The organism is Proteus sp. Marseille-Q3619 (assembly GCF_965283115.1).
On sequence record NZ_CBDIMP010000001.1, the window covers coordinates 1,577,796 to 1,598,579 of the forward strand.

Sequence of the window (20,784 nt, forward strand, 5' to 3'; positions counted from 1 at the left end):
TGCATTTTAAAATAAAATCCATTTATATTGACAGAAAAAGAAGATCAAACTAGTCTTCAAAAAAATCCTGCCAATATAAAATGGAACAATAATTTATGCTTATAAGAAAAAAGATATTCAAGTTATCAATAATTACTTCAATAATTATTTTCTCTTCGTCTAGTCATGCAAATATACCTAATGAACTCAGTGCAACAGATCCTATTTCTTTTTTCTTTGATCAATATCCTATTCAAAATTTAAAGGACTATAAACACAGTCAACATCATCATGGTGTTCTTGGTTATCGAGAAAAAAACAATATTTACACATCAAAACATTCAACTGTAATTATTAACTCAATTGATAAAAAGAATACTATTAGTTTTGATTATGGCGCTCATTTTGAACCTTTAGAGATAGAAAATATTGATAAAATCAAAATTATATCTTTATCTCATGACGGTCTTTATGCAATAGGGAATGGTCATGATAAAAATAAAGCATTATCACAACTTTTTATTTATAACACAGTGACAAAAGAGGTTAAATTTTTAAGTAATAAAGATAATAATTATTATACTGATGATCATTTTTTAACAACAGAAGATGGTCGATTTAGCCTTTATGCTGATCATGATGAGAGCTACATTCCATTAATGGAAACACATGATGGTTATCTTCCTTATAATAAAATGGTTTACACCATCTATGATAATAAAAAAAAACGGAGTATTCCCGCTTAAACTTTTAGATAAAACAGACCTAAAAAATCATCCAGAACAAGCAAGGTTTAATGCATTTAATAACTTAAATTTTATTGAAAAATTTATTGATAGAAAACCTAAGATTGAAACCAGCACACTTGATGGTAATTATCTTTATGGTTCATTATTAAGAGATAGCAAAAATGAATCCAATACAAATATTGCTTTTGTTTATCACACTGATAACGATAAATTAATGACACTAACCAGTTCAAATTTTGGATCATCAAAAATCAATGCTGTCTCTAAAAATAATATTTTTATAGGATGGTATGAATCATGGGATAATAATAAAAAAATACTTTATCGCCAATCTTTTTTCTATGCACCTTCAGATAGAAACTTTACTAATATCAATCCATTATATGATACACATAGTAAATTCAACTTTAAGGCGAATTCAGAAGCCACAGATATTTCTGACGATGGAAATATTATTGTAGGTTGGTCTGAATATAACGAAAAAAGAAATGGAGAAAGCGAACTTTCAAATTCTCATTATTTAAGAAATGCATTTGTTTATAAAAAAGATAAAAATAAAATTGTTGCATTAAAAAATACAAATATGGGAAATGAATCAGAAGCATATTCAATTTCAGGCGATGGAAATGTTGTGTTTGGTGTAGCAAATGACAGAGAAAATAATTGGAAATTAGTGACATGGAAATTACAAAATTCAAATAATTCAGAGCAAAATAAAAGTAATGAAAAAACAAATATAGAGAATGCGAAAACCCTTGCTAAGAAGGATATCAATTTAACAAAAAAATTATCTGAAAAATTAAAACTAGACCTTGAAAAAGAAAAAAATTCATTATTTTCTTTAAAAGAAATTTTAGAAAAAAACAAGCTGAACTTAAAAATCAACAAAACGAAATGGAACAAAAGAGGGAAGCAATGAATCCTCTTTTGGATAAAAATGAAAATGATTATTTCTTAAAAAATATACATATCTATGAAGGGTATGGTGATGTTATAGAGAATAATAAAAACGAAATTAATAAAATAGAACAACAACTCAATTCTTTAGATAATTCTCAAGAAGCTCAAAATGTAAAATTTATTGAGTCTCAATATAACCAAGCTAAAACTGCATTAACCGAATTGCAAACAATACCCAAAAAAGAAACAGAACAAGACCGTTTAGCCAAAGAGCAAGCCGATAAAGCTAAAGCTGAACAAGACCGCTTAGCCAAAGAGCAAGCCGATAAAGCCAAAGCTGAACAAGACCGTTTAGCCAAAGAGCAAGCCGATAAAGCCAAAGCTGAACAAGACCGCTTAGCCAAAGAGCAAGCCGATAAAGCCAAAGCTGAACAAGACCGTTTAGCCAAAGAGCAAGCCGATAAAGCCAAAGCTGAACAAGACCGCTTAGCCAAAGAGCAAGTCGATAAAGCCAAAGCTGAACAAGACCGCTTAGCCAAAGAGCAAGCCGATAAAGCCAAAGCTGAACAAGACCGTTTAGCCAAAGAGCAAGCCGATAAAGCCAAAGCTGAACAAGATAAAGCCAAAGCTGAACAAGACCGCTTAGCCAAAGAGCAAGCCGATAAAGCCAAAGCTGAACAAGACCGTTTAGCCAAAGAGCAAGCCGATAAAGCCAAAGCTGAACAAGACCGTTTAGCCAAAGAGCAAGCCGATAAAGCCAAAGCTGAACAAGACCGCTTAGCCAAAGAGCAAGCCGATAAAGCCAAAGCTGAACAAGACCGCTTAGCCAAAGAGCAAGCCGATAAAGCCAAAGCTGAACAAGATCGTTTAGCCAAAGAGCAAGCCGATAAAGCCAAAGCTGAACAAGACCGCTTAGCCAAAGAGCAAGCCGATAAAGCCAAAGCTGAACAAGACCGTTTAGCCAAAGAGCAAGAAAAAATTAAGCCATCAATTATTGCCAGCAAACCTATCGATATTGAAAACACTTATAAATCAATGCTATTAATGGCTGAAAACGACTATAAATTTATAGATATGCAACAAGGACAACTGCGCCATTTAGCTTCAGCAACTTGTTCTGTGGGTACTGAAAAAGCCTGTATTAGTGGCTTTGCACACTACCAAAACGTAGATAAAGCCAATGCAACACAAACGGGATTAAGTGGTGCTTATCGTTTTAATATCAACGCGATTCCATTCGTTGTCGGACTTGCCATTGATACTGATGTTTATTCCTCATTGCCAAAAGGATATCAATATCAAGGTTATGCATTACCTTTAATTGGTTTTAGCCTAGATTTAATGCCATCACTCAATGCAGAATTAAATAGCAATGCATTACATCTGTCATTAAAAGGGGCTTATTTAAATCGAAAAGTTTCTATCGAAAGACAAATATTAGAAGATACTGAAGCGGGTAAAGGTAATGCTAAAATTTCTGGTTATCATATTGATTTACAAGGTTCTTACCCATACACCATATCAAATGAATTTATACTCACACCCTTTGCTGGGCTTACTTTTAATCAAGTCTCGCGTTCAGCTTACAGTGAAACTCAAAATGCCCAATTTGCAGCGCACTATGATGCCCTTAAAACGCATTCATTGTTAGCCAAAATGGGATTAGGTATGGATCATTTATTAGGTTCCTCTTTCATACTAAACACCAAAGCGGGTTTATTATGGAACCTATCACATCATCAAAGTGATTTTCGTAGCCATATTGATTATTTAGGTCAACAGAATATTGATTATTCAGAAAATAAAAAGCAGTTAAAACAACGTCCATTTGCGCATATTGGATTAACGTATCAAGTGGATAAACACTCATCTATTGGTACTAAAGCAAATTGGGAAATGACCACGTATCGCAATCACGATATGCAATTTGGTATTAACTACACCTATCGTTTCTAATTCCATATTGTTACGTTTAGCAGTAATATTCGGCTTCCTATAAAAATATAGGAAGCCATTTTTTTCACTAACGGATTAAGATAGCCCGTTATTTTTAATAGTAGAAACACTTTTTTCCGTATCAACCCACCACACCTTCGTCGAAACCTTCTCAAGAAGCGCTTTATTGTGGCTAAAAATAATCAAGCTTAAGGGGCGTTTTTGGCTTTCATCAATTAACACTTTCCAAATTTCAGCTTGAATTTGAGCATCTAATTGTGCCGTTACCTCATCTGCAATCAATATTTGAGTACGAGGATCAAGCGCCCTTAATAGGGCAATACGCGCCAGCTCTCCACCCGATAATTCATTAGGTCTACGTGTTAACCACTCTGGCTTTATTCGTAATTTTTCCAGCCAATATTTATCTGGCGACCAAGCATCGCGAACACTTTCGCCTGTTGTTCGAAAAGGGTTAAAACACTTATCAGGATGTTGAGGAACTAATTGAATTGGGCAATAACCTTTTTCAGATAATGGTTTTCCATTAATGAGAATTGAACCTTGGGTTGGTGCTTGCCATTGTGCTAAAACGCGACCTAAGGTTGTTTTCCCTGTACCACTTGGTGCTGAAATACCGAGTCGCTCTCCCACATTTAACGAAAAGGAGAGATCTTGCCATAACACCTTACCTGCTTGTTCCACAGATAATTGTTTTAACTCTAAAAGTGGCATAAAGATAACTCCAGAAATAACAGATGAAATGTATAAAAATAAGACTTAAGAACACAATATTATAATGGATTAAGTGATGTTTCTTTTGTATTTATAAATTGTTGTTCAGGTAATGCACTCCAGAGTGTTTTTAACCACTCACTACCTTCATGGCGATTTAGCACATTAGCGGGAATTATTTCGTTAACCTCACCTTGATTAAGCACCGCTATCGTATCCGCAAACCGTGCCGCTAAAGCTAAATCATGTGTAACCCAAAGCACTGATTTGCCTTGATTGCATAACGCTCTTAAATGCCCTAATAATAAACACGCATGTTCATCATCTAGCCACGAGGTAATTTCATCAGCCAGAATATATTGTGCATTAGAAAGCGTTGCATTACAGGCTAATACGCGTTTCGCCATTCCACCAGACAGTTTTGCTGGATATGTTTTTACCAATGAACCTGAAAGATGATAAAGACCGAGTTGTTGCACGATATCATCAGACGTAACATCCGCACCACTTAAACGAGCAGAGCGACTTAATTGATCACCGATACAGATCAACGGATTGAGCGCGCTGACACCTTGAGGAATATAACAAAAAGTATTCCCACGATAAGCAATAAGCTCTCGTTCACTTAATGTATGCCCATTCAGTTTAATCGCACCACGAACTCGCATATTGGCAGGTAAAAGCCCTAGCGCACTTTGTAATAACAGACTCTTACCTTCACCACTGCCTCCCACTAATGCCAGCATCTTTCCGGGTTTAATATCCAATGAGATTGATTTTAGCAACGGCTGCCAATTTCGTTTTCCTAACCAACGAAACTGTGCAATATCAATGGAAAGCTGTTCAAAACTTAACATCCTGCCCCTCTTAGCCATAATTGTTGCATTGCTTTAGCAAATTGATCGAAAATCAATACTAAGCACATCAAAATTAACCCCGGAAACACCACCATCCACCAAGAGCCCGTACTTAAATAGCGTAGTGCATCTGCCAGTAATAAGCCGAGTGAAGGTTCATGCGCAGCCTGACCAAAACCGAGGAAACTTAACGCTGCGCTATGCAATACTGCATGAGGGAACATTAACAAGGTTCCCACGATCCACTGAGGTAATAGCATTGGAATATAGTGCTTTTTTACGCACTCAAAAGGTGAATTGCCAATACGACGCGATAACATCACATAATCCGCTTCACGGATACGCTGAATTTCACCTCGTAAAATTAACGCAAGCTTAGGCCAGTGAGTTAATGCCACCGCCCAAATCACCCCTTGTTGCCCACCACCTAAGGTAAAACAAATAAGAATAAGCAGTAATAAGTGAGGTAATGCCAAAAGTGCATCAACAACACCTCTTACAAAAAAATCGCAATAGCGATTAATGGAAGAAATTCCCGCAAAAATCAACGCAATAGTGCCACTCACAACTGCACTTGTTACACCAATATTTAAGCTACTTAACATGCCTTGAAAACAACGTAGCCATAATGAACGACCTAAGTTATCCGTCCCAAACCAATATTGATCTGATGGGGCTTGATTCCTAGCCAGAAAATCCATTGCGATATCAGTATGAGAAACAGAAAAGCCATACGCCACTAACCCAATTAACGCGAAGGTGACTAACAAAAGTCGCAACAATGGCTTGTTCGGATCGTAAATCATGAGTCTCGCAAAATTCCTTTATTAATACGTCGTAATAGGCTGTTAGAAATGCTATTACCGAAGAAAATCAAAATAGTGCTGAAAACCACAATGCCCATTAACAGAGGAATATCACCTCGTAACCCCGCATCAACGGTTGCCTGTCCTAATCCAGGATAAGCAAATACTTTCTCTGCTAAGAGAGAGCCACCGAGCAGTTCACCAATTGATGCAAACTGTAAGCAAAGTGCAGGTGTAATGGCATGACGTAGAACATGAAATAGCATCATAGCCCAACCTTTATCACCTTGAGCCTTAGCAAAATGGATAAATTCACTGCCCATCACTTCGGCAACTTTCGCGCGAGTATGCAGTGCTATATTCCCTGTTCCTAATAAACCAAGCGCGATCATAGGTAAGATAAGATGAGAAAAACGCTGACTTAACGTTGCGGTCTCGGCACTACTTCCCATTGGCCACGCACAACAAATTGGCGCCCAATGTAAAGTGACAGAAAATAGAGATAACAGCAGTAACCCTACCCAGAACGTCGGTAGCGCGGCTAATAAATAAGATAAAGTAGAGATAATTCTATCTGGCCAGCGATTAAGGTATCGACCCGCGACTAATCCCATCACAACACCGATAACACCAGAAAATACCCACGCTGAAAAAAGCAAGATAAACGAAGGTCCTGCACGTTCACGAATAACATCAATAACAGGCATGTTATACAACATAGAATAGCCAAAATCCCCTTGAATGATTTGGCTAAACCAAAGCCAAAATCGCATCCATAAAGGTTGGTCAATTCCCCAACGTGCTGCAATTAAAGGATATTGTTCAGGAGGAACATTCAGTAGATCACTACCAATATAAGCCTTAATGGGATCGATTGGTGAAAAACTTAATAAAATAAAAACACCTGCTGTTGTCACCAACAGCAGGCAGAGTAATCGCAGGAAAAAACCTGCACTTTGACGTATTACTGACAAGTCCACTTCCAAGTATCTACGCTATTTAATAATGACCATGAACCATGGATTTCAGGTGTTCCTGTACCCAGATCAACACAAGGATTAGTTAAGTAAGTGTGTTGCACATTCATCAGCCAAGCCCAAGCAGCATCACCTTTTACACCAGCACCATTTTTACCATCCCACTCTACCGCTTTCCAATGAGGAACGGCTTCTTGCCATGTATGAGCATCAAGCGCGGCTTGTAGATGTTTTTCGACTTCAGGGTTTTTGTAATAACCTGGGTTATAATAACCAACACCCGCGGCATTAGCACTGTAGTGATGATATAACTCCATCGGATCAAGGCTACCCCAACCAAATAAAGTTGGATTTGAGTGCATATAGCGCTCTACTGTATCCCAACTTCCTGATTTAAGATCCATTTGAATACCAAGAGGTTGCACTAACGCACGAATTGACTCAGCTAAATCACGACGTGTTGCATCACCGCTGGTATACCATAAAGTGAGTTTTGCTTCTAAACCGTCTTTTTCACGAATACCGTTTTTATTCAGCTTCCAGCCTGCATCTTCAAGAATTTGTTTTGCTTTTACAACATCACCATCTTTGAAAGCAGCATCAGTTTGATCCCAAGGTAAACCTTTTACGCCGGTATATGCAGGAACGGCATAACCATCAAGGACTTGCTCTGAAAGCAACTTACGATCTAACGCGTAGTTAATGGCTTTACGAATAGCGATATCAGCGGTGATATCATTACCAATGTCATAGCCTTGGGCGTTTTTCTCACCTGATTTTACCATTGGGAAAACAATACCGCGATTTTCAACACTCGGTCTTTCCCACAATTTAGTATTTGGTAAATTCTTAGCAATTGCAGCCGTTGCGGGTGGAATACGCACAATACCTAATTGTCCACTTTGCGCAGCAGCAAAAGCAGCATCTTCATCAAGGAAAACGAAAATCAATTTTTCAAAATCATTTTTCTGTCCCGCATAGTAAGGGTTTGCTTCAACAATTAATTGCTGCCCCGGTTGGAAACTGACCATGCGATAAGGACCTGCACCAATTGGCTTTTGTGCGTAGGTTTTTTCATCATACTTATCGGCAGAAACAATACCTAAAGAGCCGAGCACGTTTACGAAAGTACTTTGTGGTGCTTTTAGCGTGATAGTGACATGCAAATCATCATCTGCTTTTGCAGAGAGGAAGTTACCCATATCAACTTTACCGCCACTGGCAGCCGCATTGTTATAAGTAAATACGATATCTTTTGCTGTAAGCGGTAAGCCATCAGAGAATTTTAAATCTGGCTTTAACGTTAATTTCCATGTTTTACCATCTTCACTTGGTTGATAGTCACTTAACATATTGCTATACCAAGAGAGATCCGCATTTTGCTTTAACAATGGACTATGGAGAAGTAAATAACTGCCATGACTCCAGCCCAGCATTGGGTCGAAGCCTTCTGTTGGCTCTTCACCAATAGCTAATTTCAGCGTTTGAGCAGATGTTGCAAAAGGGACGCTTAACGCGGCTAAGCAAGTTAAGGTTACTAATGATTGACGCCAACCAAACCGAATAGACATAAAACATTCTCCGATTTTTTAGGTACGACTTATCATCAGTCTCTATCTAAATAAGATGAAGAGGCTGAAGCAAGATAAATAACAATGGTAATTGTGATGCTCTGCAACTTGATGCAGATAAAGGCTAAACCCGTGGCATCATAATAAGTTTTTTTATTCAACTACTCGAATAATATTCGCCAGTTTATTGATTTTACATAAACTTTTATTAAGGAGTAATACTCATTATGGCAAAATTCTAGCAAGTGCACAGTATTTTTCTAATAAATAAGTTATATATTTATCATTGAATTTATTAGTGAGCGCAAAACGAAATAAAATGAATTTTTAACGAAATTAGATTATTTCCTTTTATTTAATATACATTGAAAATAAAAAGGCACATTATTGTGCCCTCTTGTGATCATGAATTTAATATTCTTTTTAATTTAAAATAGCGTCGACCTAAACGCCAACGTAATCTTAGATCTTTTGCATTTTTCCAGATCAATGTCCATATCCCTCTATCAAAAAATTCTTTAACGATTTGTTTTTTAATTTCAATAGATTGAATAGCAACAATTGAGTGAATAATTCCCAAACCCTCTTTTGCAATTTGCCAATAACACGCATTGATATTTTGAGTCACTTCCTTATGTTTTTGATTAATAGCATCAAGCATTTCTAATATTTTCATGTAATTATGAATTGTTCTAACATGAATACTGTCATTAGGTGTTGCATGAGAAACCGATCCGGAATGAATCAAATAATCGTAATAGCGTTCATCGATATATTTAACCCGCCGCGCTGTTAATAACACTTCAGTTGTCCACGGAATATCTTGATGATGTAAACCCGGTTCAAAATAATAACCATGATCAAGTAAAAATTCACGACGATAAATATTTAACCAAGTCACATGTAAGAATTTTTTAGAGTTTAATGCAATTTCTAGCCATTGTGGCCCCGTTAAAACTCCCGTTGTCTGCAAGCGGTTAGATGGAAATATAGGTCGTGAAGGACGCCCATCTGTATAAACATAATTACCATTACAGGTTAAAATATCCAAATTATCATCTTTAGCTACATTAAGCATTCTGTCATACATATTAGGATGAATTACATCATCAATATCAGGAAAAACAATATATTGACCTTTTGAAATATTAAATCCTATATTACGAGCAACAGATACACCTTGGTTTTCCTGATCAATAATAGTGACTCGAGGAAATCTTTCTTCCCATTCTTGTAATATTTTAAGTGAATTATCTCTAGAGCCATCATTAACTAAAATAAGTTCCCAATTTTTTAATTTAATAGATTGTAATCCATTGAAAAATGGAGATAAAAATTTTTCACCATTATAAATGGCGACGACGATACTCAGTTGAGGTATAGAAGAAGACATAACCCACCTTTTATATTCTTAGCTAAGAAAAGAATTTCCCCTTAAATAGTTAGTATTGAAAACAAGCAAACAGAGTAATTCAAAGAGTTAATTACTCTTAATTCATTCTTAATGAAAACTTAATTTTTAACTAACTAAAGGTAAAAATGATATTTAATGAAGATAAGTATAATTAACTTCTTTTTATCTCTTATGAAGAAAGGGTTAAGGTAGTTTGTTTTTTAAAAGAGATAACTAAAGGGAAAATTAAGGTTAGCGTGGAGAATAAATGTTATTAGCAGGCATTCAATTAACAATGCGTAATATAAGTTACAATAAATTCATTTTTATGTTTTAATGAGTGAAATATCACTCATTGTATTTATAAGGCAATCAATATGGAAAAAGTAACATTACAAGCATTTCTTGATCAAGAATGGAGAGATATTGCTATTATTAACTTTCCTGATCATGATCGCACATTATATGCAAACAAGTATGATATTACCTATCCAATCACTGAATTAGAGTATGAAACAAATTATTCAGTGGATTACCTGTATCAAGACGACAACCACTCTGTTTCTATTAATCATCCTGTTGCCCTTTATTTTGATGATAATGGCTCTCCAAGTTGGCTTAAATTTTTAGATGATATTGTACCTAGTGGAGCCAGTCGGAGATATTGGGTTCAATATCTTGATATTTCGAATTTGACTGTAGAACAACAAAACTATGAATTACTTTATCATGGTACTATTTCACCTATTGGTAACTTACGTGTAAAAGAATCACTGCCAGCCCCTTCTAACTTAAATGAACACCTTGTTTTTACTATTGATGATGTCAAAAATAGAGCCAGCGATTTTCTAGATTACGCACAACGTAAAGGCGCAGCCGCTGGTGGTGCAACAGGTGCCGGAGGCGAAGCTCCGAAATTGTTATTAAGATGCAGTGATAATGAAGAAGTTTGGATTGATACTTATCAAGATGATATATCTAACCATGATAAATATTACTTAGTTAAATTTCCGAGAGGAAAACGTTCAAGTATAGATTGTGATATTTTAAGAACAGAATATCATTTTTATCATGAACTTACTGCAATGGGTTTCAATACTATTTCTATTGAGGGTATGCGTCTAGAAGAAGGAAATAATTACCCTTCTTTATGGCTTCCTCGTTTTGATATCAAAAGAGAAAATCATAAAGTTATTCGTTTAGCTATAGAATCTGTCTATTCCATATTGAATAAAGCACCTGGCACAACTCTATATCATGAAACAGTGATCAGAGAATTAATTGATAAAATTAATCAAAGTAATATGGTCACCCAATTTGATTTTCAATTTGATACAAACGATTTTATTATTGAATGGGTAAGGCGAGATTTATTGAATATCATTTTTGGTAATAGTGATAATCATGGTCGAAATACTTCTTTTATAAGAAACAATAACTCAATTTATCTTGCCCCTATCTATGACTTTGCACCTATGAAGGCTGATCCTGAAGGTATTGCTAGAACAACAAAATGGCATTCACAAAGTGAAATGGGAGGAGAGTATAATTTTATTAATATCGCAAATTCTTTATCTGATTTAATACCACAAGAACAGTTACTTAACGCGCTAAAAGAAACCGCCTTACAACTCATTACGTTAAAAGAAAGATTAGAGGTAAGAGGTGTGCCAATACAAATCCTCACAATGCCTTCATTTGGTTTTGATTTTATACCTAATAAGCTAGAACGCTGGGGATTACTATCATGAGTAATGTCAAAAATAAAATCCAAATAAGCAAACCTCCAGCTAGAGTATCTAAAACACGTCAATCTGTTGCAACCGTGGACAGAAAAGAAGTGATTAATCAGATCATGTCTCAGTTGTTATTTGGAGAAATAAGCCAAGGAGAGGCATTAAAAATATTAAGAATAAAAATATTAAGTTTAAACCAAGAACGCTATGCAAAGCTTATTAATATTTCACGCAAGACACTATCAGAAATAGAAAATGACAAAGGTAATTATTCTGCTGACATTATTAATAAAGCATTTAAACCATTTGGATTAAAGATTGGACTGATCCCTTTTTCTCCTCATGTCTTATTTTCATTACTAAAAGAGCACAGTAATAACAATGCGTAATATAAGTTACAAAAAACACTTTTTTTATAAATAATGATACTTATATCACTCATTAAAGAAAAACATCCGCAAAGCGGATGTTTTTCTTTTTTATTTATATCAAAAATCGGTGGATACTTGTTGTACTTTTATTCTTCAATATCTTCTTCTTCATCGCAGACTTCAAGCGCTGGAAAGTAATCAACTCTCCAAGACTTGATCCCTTGATACACTTCATCAACGGCATTTTTTACCGCTTCGGTCATTGGATAATAAAAACCAACGAGATCGGGTTGGATCCCTAAGAAAGTAATATCTGGAATATCATCTTTTAATTGATCGATAAGAAAATTCAGCGGCATATTATGAGTGCTCATAATAAACATTTCCGCTATGTAGTTAGGATCTATCACCCTAATTTCACCAGGGTTTAAACCAATATCTGCAGCATCAACAATAACAACACATTGAGGTTGTAACTCTCTTACTTGATAAGAGACATTTTCAGGCGCACTTCCTCCGTTGATAACAATCCATCCATCAATAGGGTTTGCTTCCATTAACTCAGCAAGCAGAGGGCCTGCACCATCGTCGCCCATCATACTGTTGCCGACCGTTAATACCACTTTAGGTGCTGTCATTGCTTTACTCATGGTTTTCTCTTCACAATCAAATAAATAGCAGGTTCTGCGTGGATCTCACCCAGTAATTTAATCAGCGTTTGACTCCACTCACTAAAAATGGGATCTTCATTTTTGATAATAGGATCAAATGCTAACGCTAATAAGTGAGTATGCTCAGAGTTAATATTGATTTCGCCAAATGTTAGCAATCCTTGCATTTTGCGTTTGGCTTCACCTTCAGGTAATAAGTCAATCCATGCTTTATATTTTTCTAAAGGGCAGACTAGCTCTGTTTTTAAGCAATCAATCATACCCACATGGTGACCAATCGCGAGTGAGTAATACATGACCTGTTGCGCTTCCGCAGGAATATCGTCATCGCTATCAACAAACTTTTGTCTTAATGACCAAAAATAAACTTTAGCGTCATCAGGCATATACGCCTCCTTGATTCAAGGAATGCACTAAGCGTTTTACAATCTCCGATAAACGAGGATCGTTCGCTTGTCGTAGCCATTCATCAACGCGTCCAGTTACTTCTTGAATAGTGGCGCCTTCTAATAAGGTGAGGAAATGATCACTGATTTGTCTTCCCTGATAATAGCCAGCAAGACGACGCGCTTCACGCTCAATCATCACGCGAGCATCTAAAGGAATAGAAGGCAGAATGAGAGATGCTTTTTCATTCTCTACTTCAATGTGCGATTCGCCTTTTAATTTTTGGTCTAACAAACCCAGTGCAACAGCAAATCCATAAATCGTCGCCGCAGGTGTTGGAGGACAACCAGGGATCCACACATCAATAGGCACGATAGATTCACTACCACCCCATACACAATAGAGATCGTGGAAAATCCCACCACCACAGCCACAAGCACCATAAGAGATACAGATTTTTGGATCAGGCGCTGATTCATAAGCACGTAATGCAGGAACACGCATCTGGCGCGTTACTGCGCCAGTGAATAATAAAATATCAGCGTGACGAGGCGAGGCTACCACTTTGATACCAAAACGTTCAGCATCAAAAACCGGTGTAATTGCGGAGAAAATTTCAATCTCACAACCATTACAACCACCACAGTCAACACGATAAACATAAGCTGAACGCTGAATATCTTTCAACAATGTCTGCTTTAGCTTTTTAACCTGATCATCAAGGGTGATAGGCTGGCTAACATGATGATTAATGGGAATTTCTGGTAGACTCATTTTATTGTACTCCCAATTTCGCCCACACTAATATTTTCACGACCATCAGATAACAAGTTATGTTTACGCTTACATTCAGGGCAAGTTTCAAATTGTGGGCGCATCGCTTCTACAGTTTGCTCATCCCAGCCTGATTGCACTAATAGTTCCATCGCATATTCAACTGATTTTCTAGGCGTAAATGGTTGATGGCATTCACGGCAATTCAATAATTTAAAAGTGCCTTTAATATAAAGATCTGACTTTTTAGTCACTGCCGTTTCAAACATATCGGATAAAACAATCGCTCTTGTTGGGCAAACTTCTTCACAACGACCGCAATAAATACAGCGGCCAATGAATAATTGCCAATGACGCTCGCCTGTTTCCAAATTCGTTTCCATCGTTAACGCATTAGCAGGACATGCTGCGGTGCAAGCACCGCAGACAATGCATTGCTGTGCATCATATTCCGGTTTTCCTCTAAAACCATCAGGTAAATCCAGAGGTTTAAACGGATATTTGGTCGTTGCTTCGCCTGTTTTGATTATGGTTTTAAACAATTTTAACATCGTTCATTCCCTCACTTGAGCGGCGAATTTTTACGTTCGATGCTGTAACGTTCAATTTCTTTGTAAGAAACTGTTTTAGATTTACGTTTTTTCACATCGACAAGCGTTACCCTGTCAGTACAGGAATAACAAGGGTCAAGACTACCGATAATTAACGGCGCATCAGAGACTGTATTTCCTTGCAACATATAGCGTAATACAGGCCAGTTAGCATAAGTTGCAGCACGGCAACGCCAGCGGAATAATTTTTGGTTATCACCCAACATACTCCAGTGAACATCTTCACCGCGTGGGGCTTCAGTAAAGCCCAGTGCAAATTTATATGGCTGATAAGTAAAGCCTTCGGTTAATAATGGCCCTTCTGGCAAATTATCTAAGGCGTATTCAATCATTGCCATTGAATCCAAGACTTCTTTAATACGTACCATCACACGGGAGAATACGTCGCCACCTTCATAACTAAAGAGAGTCAGTGGAAGATTGCCATAATCTGCAAATGGGTGGTCAAAACGCACGTCACGTTTAAATCCACTTGCTCTTATCATTGGACCTACTGGGCTAAAATCACGAGCCACTTTCTTATCTAAGATGCCAACACCGACAGTACGTTGTTCCATATTCGGCGCTGATAGCAGAATATCCACTAATTCAGTGACTTCTTTACGCATTTCTCTAACAAGTTGGATAGTCTTCAGACGCTGATCTTTTAAAATATCGCGACGAATACCCCCAATTAAGTTCAAGCCATACGTTTTACGCGCACCAGTGAGCATTTCTGCAATCTGCATTGATTTTTCACGAATACGGAAAAATTGCATAAAGCCAGTATCAAAGCCTGTAAAGTGACTGGCTAAACCAATGTTTAATAAATGGCTATGAAGACGCTCAACTTCTAATAGAATAGAACGAATAGTGTGCGCACGACGTGGTACTTCAATGCCTAACGCATTTTCAACAGAAGTCACATACGCCACACTGTGAGTAAAACCACAGATACCACATACGCGGTCTGATAAGAATGTCACTTCGTTATAACCCATACGGGTTTCTGCCAGTTTTTCCATACCACGGTGAACATAGAACATGCGGTAATCGGCATCGACAATGTTTTCACCGTCTACAAATAAGCGGAAGTGTCCCGGTTCATCCGAAGTAATGTGCATAGGGCCAATTGGCACAACGCGTGCATCTTGCTTACCTTCGTTCAAGAAGGGATAAGTTTCAACTTCAGTTGAAGGTGCTGGACGTTGACGATAATCCATCGCATCTTTACGCAGTGGATACATCTCTTCAGGCCAGTCATCTGGAAGCACTAAACGACGTTCATCAGGTAAACCAACAGGGATAAGACCATACATATCACGGATTTCACGTTCACCCCACACTGCGGCGGGTACTCGCGGTGTCACTGACGGGAACTCTAAAGTAATTGGGCTAACATGGGCTTTTACAACAACCCAGCATTTTTCACCCTCTTCCATTGATAATGCGTAATAAACAGCATAGTCCCCGTTTAAACTACGTTCGTCATTACCGAATAAAACAGGTAACCAACCGCCTAAGCCGTAATACAGATATTCCACCACTTCAGGGAGTGATTCCGTTTTTACTGTTATCGTCAATTGATCAGCGGTTTGTCGCTCTTCATCAAGAACGGCTGATGGGAATTTCTCACGAACCTTGGCAACGTAATCTCCGCCTAATTCTTTTCCCTCTTTTCTACTGACATAATTTTGGTAGCTCACGTTACATCTCCTGAACCGATGTGGATGGATTGCTGATTAAAGCCGTTGGCCATGCATAAGTAGGTGACTCACTTTTATCAATATTCATCACGATATTAGCGGCATTTTCTAACAGCTCGCTAACAGGTTTAGGAATGTGAGTTCCCATTAACAGCATAAGTGCAATCAGAATGACCATTGGTAGTGTGGTTAAAATTCCCAGTTCACCTTTAGCAACAACATCAGGTTTTGGACCAAAGACAGTTTTAGCCACCATACGAACTAGACCACCTAATACTACGGTCAATAACAATAATAATAGGATAGTTAAGCCAATATGCTGAGAAGCTAAACCTGCCACAACAATCATAAATTCACTAATAAAGACGTTGAAAGGCGGCATACCCCCTAGCGCTAAAGCACCACCAGCAAAAAGGGCTGCACTTAATGGCATCACTTTAAACATGCCTTTCACGACATTTAAATCACGAGTACCGTATTTCAATAACACGTTACCTGAACCACAGAACAACAGTGCTTTCGCTAAGCTGTGGTTTAAGGTGTGGAATAAAGCAGCCAAAATACCAATTGGTCCGCCAATCCCTAATGCGACGGCAATTAATCCCATGTTTTCCACACTGGAATACGCTAAAAGACGTTTCATATCACGCTGAATAAGAATAAAGAACGCCGCGATAGCAACAGAGAGGAAACCAAATATCAACAATAGGTTACGTGTAAATTCAGTACCAATTGCCGCATCAATAATGATGTAGTAACGAATGATGATTAACAGCGCACAATTCAGTAAAACCGCTGATAACAACGCACTGACAGGACTTGGTGCTTCACTGTGTGCATCTGGTAACCATGCGTGCATTGGAAATAAACCCGTTTTGGTACCGAAACCGATTAAAATAAAGACAAAAGCTAAATGCATCAGTGTTGGATCTAACTGGTCTGTATATTTCAACACTTCAGTCCAGAAGATAGCCTGATCTGGATCAGGCATAAAGCTTGCGGCATTGGCATAAACCAAAATAGTCCCGAAAAGACCAAATGCCACACCCACACTACAAATGATGATGTACTTCCACGCAGCTTCCAAAGAAGAACGTTGACCATAAATTCCGACTAAGAATGCAGAGCTTAAGGTTGTTGCTTCAATTGCCGCCCACATTAAAATCAAGTTATTACTGGTGATTGCCAATAACATGGTGAACAAAAAGAGGTGGAAGAAACCATAGTAATTACACAAAGTGCGTACTGAGATTTCCCCCTCATCCACTTCATGATTCATATAGCCAATAGAATAAAGCCCCGTTAAAAAGCCGATAATACCTAAGATGGCGAGGAATAATGCGCCGAGGCTATCCACATGAACCCAATTAGCAGCAGCCAATATTTCGCCATGGGACATGACATCTGCCACAGCCCCTAATGCAGCGATTAACAATACGGTGATACCAATAGCATGAATACCCGTCACAACAGGGCGCGCACCGGCTTTTAATAACGGACTTAGAAACGCCAGTATTGAAAATACCAACGGTGAAAACATTAAAATCGTTAACATGGTTGTTTGGTTCATCTCCTCACCCCTTCAGCGCGGTCAGTTGATCCACGTTCAGTGTGTTGAGCGTGCGGTAAATCTTACGAGCCAACACTGCCATCACAATCACAGCGAAGATGGCGTCAGTGGCGATCCCGATTTCGACCAGTTCTGGCGCTCTCCACGCTAATAATGCCAGTGTTAAGTGAGAGCCGTTTTCCATTAAACAATAACCAAAAGCTTGTTTTAGGATATTTCGCTGAGTCACGATACACAGCAGACCCAACATAAAATGTCCCAGAGAAACTGCGAGTGCAGGTTTCAAATCAACGACCATTGGTATTTGAATTGGCTCAACGACGAACCAGCTTAAGACCACAATCACTGCGGCTAGCAGCATTAATATTGCAGGGCTGATAACGCCAGCATTCGCACTAGGATCGGATAACTTACGGAATGCAAATCCTAGAATAAGTGGCACAAGCAGAACTTTAGTGAAGAAAGCGGTAATGGCCCAAAGTGTGAGTTGGTGTGCATCTAATGTATTGGCTAAAGTGACGAAAATCATCACTAAAACGAAAGATTGCAATGCATAGAACCAACAGGATGCAATTGGCTTTTTCGCGCCAATTACCAGTAGCGAGGTGATCATCATTAACCCCGCCAGATTGTTTACGATAAGTGCTCCAGTCATGATTTATCTCCCTTATCCTAGCCAAGTGACTGCGATAACACTGGATGCAAAGGACATAATAATCAGTATTCCAATTACAATTTGCATTGCCATAGGAACGGGCTGTCCTTCCTCAACTTCTGTACTTGGTTTGCCAGGAACGACACGACCAAACCAGTAGATAAACCAAGTGAAGCTAGCAACAGACTCAATCAGTACTAGCACCATAATTGGTGTCATCACCCAGAAAACACTCGACAGTTCAAAACCTGCGGCAAAAATTGGGAATTTACTAAAGAAGCCATTCATTGGTGGAACACCTGCGATTGCCAGCGCGGCAACACAGAAACCCACACCCAATAATGGATATTTATTAATTAACCCTTTTAAGCGCGGCAACATACGAGTACCACAGCTATAACTCAATGCACCAGCAACTAAGAAGAACAAACTTTTAGCGAAGGCATGGTTAAAGATATAAGCAATACCACCTTCAAACGCTTCGCGCGGTCCAAAGATTGAAATAGATAATGCAAGGAAGATATAAGAGAGCTGAGTGATAGTTGACCATGCTAACAGGCGTTTCATATCTTTTTGTGGCAGATACATCATAAAGCCATAAATCAACGTGATAACCGCCATGGTAATACCCACCCAACCAATAAGGTGAGGAACATCACCATCTGCTGACATGATTGCACGAGCAAAGATGTAAACACCGACTTTTACCATTGACGCAGCGTGTAAGTAAGCACTCACAGGAGTTGGTGCTTCCATCGCATCAGGTAACCAAGCTTGCAGTGGTAATTGCGCTGATTTACCCCAAGCAGCAAAGAGAATTCCACCAAACACAATCAGTTTGGTTGGCTCATCTAAGGTTGCAATTGCGGTTAATTCAAATGTACCTGTACTCACAAACAGAGTTGCAGCTGCGAGATAAAGACCGATTGAAGCAACGTGAGTGATCAACAACGCTTTCATTGCTGAACGGAGCGATTTTTCAGATTGGTAGTAACCGATTAATCCCCAAGAACATCCCCCTGTGATTTCGAAAAACAGGAGTTGACCTAAAATAGTCGATGAAAGCACTAACCCCGCCATTGCACCAATAAAAATCAACAAGAAGGCATAATAGCGACGAGTACCATCATGTGGATGCTCGCGGTTGCCATTGGTTAGATAGCCAGTAGAGTAAAAACTCACCAACAATCCTAAGAACACAACAGCGAAAGCAATCAATGTACTGACACGATCAATGGTAAAACCAAAGAGCGCAACATCGCCATATTGTACTAGCGTAATTGTGGTATCGACTTTACCTTCAGCGAGGAACTGCCAACCTAAGACAACCGTTCCTAATGTGGCTAATAAAGCGAACAGTGTACATAACCACTTCGCCATCCGATTTGGCATTAAGGACGTAATCAACGCCCCCGCAAATGGGATGAGTAAGGTCGCAAGAGCTATATTTTCCATTGTAATCATCGCTCCTTATAGACCGGTTAAATAGAAAACAAGAGCCAGTGCCGCAACACCGAATCCTAACCATGTCACATGGTGAGTCAGTAAGAAGCGACCACGCGCTAAACTGTTTTCAACCAATGACGCTAATACAAACACCACTAACAATTTTACTGCCATTAAAACTAACGCAATGATCAGTGCAATAAAGGTGAATTCTGTTGCTTTACCGAAAGGAATAAATATGGCTAAAAACAGTTCAGCCACTACCACTTGTTTTAACCCAAGACCCAGTTTCACCATGGCAAAACCAGAGCCTGAATATTCAGTTAATGGTCCTTCTTGTAACTCTTGCTCAGCTTCTGCAACGTCGAATGGCATTTTTCCCATTTCGATAAATGCGGCAAAAGCACAAGCTAATAAGGCTAACAGTGTGGCAGTTGGTGATACCCAACCTTGAGCAAGTGTTGCACTGATGGTGCCGACGTTGGTTGAACCCACAATTAACGCCACCACAATCAGTGATAACACTAAGATAGGCTCTACTAACACACCCAGCGTTAATTCACGGCTAGCACCAATACCTGCAAACGGGCTTCCTGAATCCAGACCAGATAAAGAGAAGAAGAAACGATAAAGTGCAAACAGATAAATCAGTGCGATAAGGTCGGCTGCACCCGCAAACAGTGACGTTGCGGTAAAGACAGGCAGTGCCATTGCAACCACCAGCATGCTGCCAAGTAGTACATAAGGCATCACTTGGAAGATCACGCCAGATTGCTCAGGTGCTACTGATTGACGTTTAAATAACTTAAAGATATCTCGATAATCTTGCAAAATCCCGGGGCCTTGACGCGAATGCATCTTGGCACGAATTGTGCGCGAAATACCTGTACATAATGGGGTTATCGCCAACAAAAAGAGTGCTTGTATTAGTGCGAATATACCCATCATTAACGTAGGTGCTTCTTGGAAAGTCATA

At 38.5% G+C, this 20,784-nt stretch carries 20 protein-coding genes; 5 read left to right on the forward strand and 15 right to left on the reverse strand.

Annotated elements, in window-relative coordinates; all coding sequences use genetic code 11:
- Positions 1-95: 95 nt before the first annotated feature.
- From ACWPWK_RS07195 to ACWPWK_RS07205, 3 genes are read left to right on the forward strand one after another with little or no spacing between them, the layout of a single operon-like run.
- On the forward strand, positions 96-725 hold the full coding sequence (locus tag ACWPWK_RS07195; RefSeq protein ID WP_454208605.1) for a hypothetical protein: 630 nt from the start codon (positions 96-98) through the stop codon (positions 723-725).
- Positions 691-1,647, forward strand: coding sequence for a hypothetical protein (locus ACWPWK_RS07200; protein WP_454208607.1), 957 nt, complete (start codon positions 691-693; stop codon positions 1,645-1,647). The genes ACWPWK_RS07195 and ACWPWK_RS07200 overlap by 35 nt, the downstream gene beginning before the upstream one ends.
- Complete coding sequence (locus ACWPWK_RS07205; RefSeq protein ID WP_454208609.1) at positions 1,644-3,584, forward strand: autotransporter domain-containing protein; 1,941 nt, start codon at positions 1,644-1,646, stop codon at positions 3,582-3,584. The genes ACWPWK_RS07200 and ACWPWK_RS07205 overlap by 4 nt, the downstream gene beginning before the upstream one ends.
- A 75-nt stretch (positions 3,585-3,659) precedes the next feature.
- On the opposite strand, the gene ACWPWK_RS07210 is transcribed toward ACWPWK_RS07205, so the two are convergent.
- From ACWPWK_RS07210 to ACWPWK_RS07235, 6 genes are all read right to left on the reverse strand, one after another.
- Positions 3,660-4,298 (reverse strand): ATP-binding cassette domain-containing protein, encoded by a 639-nt coding sequence (locus ACWPWK_RS07210; protein WP_109374281.1) that lies wholly within the window; start codon positions 4,296-4,298, stop codon positions 3,660-3,662.
- Between the two features lie 59 nt (positions 4,299-4,357).
- Positions 4,358-5,155 (reverse strand): ATP-binding cassette domain-containing protein, encoded by a 798-nt coding sequence (locus ACWPWK_RS07215; RefSeq protein WP_109374280.1) that lies wholly within the window; start codon positions 5,153-5,155, stop codon positions 4,358-4,360.
- Positions 5,149-5,961 (reverse strand): ABC transporter permease, encoded by an 813-nt coding sequence (locus ACWPWK_RS07220; protein WP_109374279.1) that lies wholly within the window; start codon positions 5,959-5,961, stop codon positions 5,149-5,151. Before ACWPWK_RS07220 ends, ACWPWK_RS07215 begins: the two co-directional genes overlap by 7 nt.
- Positions 5,958-6,941 carry an ABC transporter permease gene (locus ACWPWK_RS07225; RefSeq protein WP_162558391.1) on the reverse strand — a complete coding sequence of 328 codons (984 nt, stop codon included), beginning with the start codon at positions 6,939-6,941 and terminating at the stop codon, positions 5,958-5,960. Before ACWPWK_RS07225 ends, ACWPWK_RS07220 begins: the two co-directional genes overlap by 4 nt.
- The gene (locus ACWPWK_RS07230; protein WP_109374278.1) at positions 6,926-8,509 is read right to left on the reverse strand and encodes an ABC transporter substrate-binding protein; all 1,584 of its coding nucleotides are present in this window, start codon (positions 8,507-8,509) and stop codon (positions 6,926-6,928) included. Before ACWPWK_RS07230 ends, ACWPWK_RS07225 begins: the two co-directional genes overlap by 16 nt.
- A 403-nt stretch (positions 8,510-8,912) precedes the next feature.
- Entirely contained in the window at positions 8,913-9,902 is a 990-nt protein-coding gene (locus tag ACWPWK_RS07235; RefSeq protein ID WP_109374277.1) for a glycosyltransferase, read from the reverse strand.
- A gap of 377 nt (positions 9,903-10,279) precedes the next feature.
- On the opposite strand from ACWPWK_RS07235, the gene ACWPWK_RS07240 reads away from it, so the two are divergent.
- The gene (locus ACWPWK_RS07240; RefSeq protein WP_160230719.1) at positions 10,280-11,653 is read left to right on the forward strand and encodes a type II toxin-antitoxin system HipA family toxin; all 1,374 of its coding nucleotides are present in this window, start codon (positions 10,280-10,282) and stop codon (positions 11,651-11,653) included.
- On the forward strand, positions 11,650-12,027 hold the full coding sequence (locus ACWPWK_RS07245) for a helix-turn-helix transcriptional regulator (protein WP_109374275.1): 378 nt from the start codon (positions 11,650-11,652) through the stop codon (positions 12,025-12,027). Before ACWPWK_RS07240 ends, ACWPWK_RS07245 begins: the two co-directional genes overlap by 4 nt.
- 128 nt (positions 12,028-12,155) lie before the next feature.
- On the opposite strand, the gene hycI is transcribed toward ACWPWK_RS07245, so the two are convergent.
- Genes hycI through ACWPWK_RS07290 form a run of 9 tightly spaced genes read right to left on the reverse strand, consistent with a single transcriptional unit; the run spans position 12,156 to position 20,783 of the window.
- A complete protein-coding gene (gene hycI / locus ACWPWK_RS07250; protein ID WP_109374274.1) occupies positions 12,156-12,659 on the reverse strand; it encodes a hydrogenase maturation peptidase HycI in 504 nt (167 codons plus the stop codon).
- The gene (locus tag ACWPWK_RS07255) at positions 12,656-13,066 is read right to left on the reverse strand and encodes a formate hydrogenlyase maturation HycH family protein (protein WP_109374273.1); all 411 of its coding nucleotides are present in this window, start codon (positions 13,064-13,066) and stop codon (positions 12,656-12,658) included. Before ACWPWK_RS07255 ends, hycI begins: the two co-directional genes overlap by 4 nt.
- A complete protein-coding gene (locus ACWPWK_RS07260; RefSeq protein WP_109374272.1) occupies positions 13,059-13,841 on the reverse strand; it encodes an NADH-quinone oxidoreductase subunit B family protein in 783 nt (260 codons plus the stop codon). Before ACWPWK_RS07260 ends, ACWPWK_RS07255 begins: the two co-directional genes overlap by 8 nt.
- Positions 13,838-14,392 (reverse strand): hydrogenase 4 subunit H, encoded by a 555-nt coding sequence (gene hyfH, locus ACWPWK_RS07265; RefSeq protein ID WP_075673442.1) that lies wholly within the window; start codon positions 14,390-14,392, stop codon positions 13,838-13,840. Before hyfH ends, ACWPWK_RS07260 begins: the two co-directional genes overlap by 4 nt.
- An 11-nt stretch (positions 14,393-14,403) precedes the next feature.
- Complete coding sequence (locus ACWPWK_RS07270; protein WP_109374271.1) at positions 14,404-16,137, reverse strand: hydrogenase large subunit; 1,734 nt, start codon at positions 16,135-16,137, stop codon at positions 14,404-14,406.
- A gap of 1 nt (position 16,138) precedes the next feature.
- Positions 16,139-17,707: a hydrogenase 4 subunit F gene (locus tag ACWPWK_RS07275; protein ID WP_109374270.1), complete on the reverse strand. Its 1,569-nt coding sequence runs from the start codon at positions 17,705-17,707 to the stop codon at positions 16,139-16,141.
- A 4-nt stretch (positions 17,708-17,711) separates the two neighbouring features.
- Positions 17,712-18,362 (reverse strand): hydrogenase 4 membrane subunit, encoded by a 651-nt coding sequence (hyfE, locus tag ACWPWK_RS07280; RefSeq protein WP_109374269.1) that lies wholly within the window; start codon positions 18,360-18,362, stop codon positions 17,712-17,714.
- Positions 18,363-18,374: 12 nt separating this feature from the next.
- Positions 18,375-19,826 (reverse strand): hydrogenase 4 subunit D, encoded by a 1,452-nt coding sequence (locus ACWPWK_RS07285; protein ID WP_109374268.1) that lies wholly within the window; start codon positions 19,824-19,826, stop codon positions 18,375-18,377.
- Positions 19,827-19,832: 6 nt separating this feature from the next.
- Entirely contained in the window at positions 19,833-20,783 is a 951-nt protein-coding gene (locus ACWPWK_RS07290; protein WP_006536164.1) for a respiratory chain complex I subunit 1 family protein, read from the reverse strand.
- Position 20,784 lies beyond the last annotated feature (1 nt).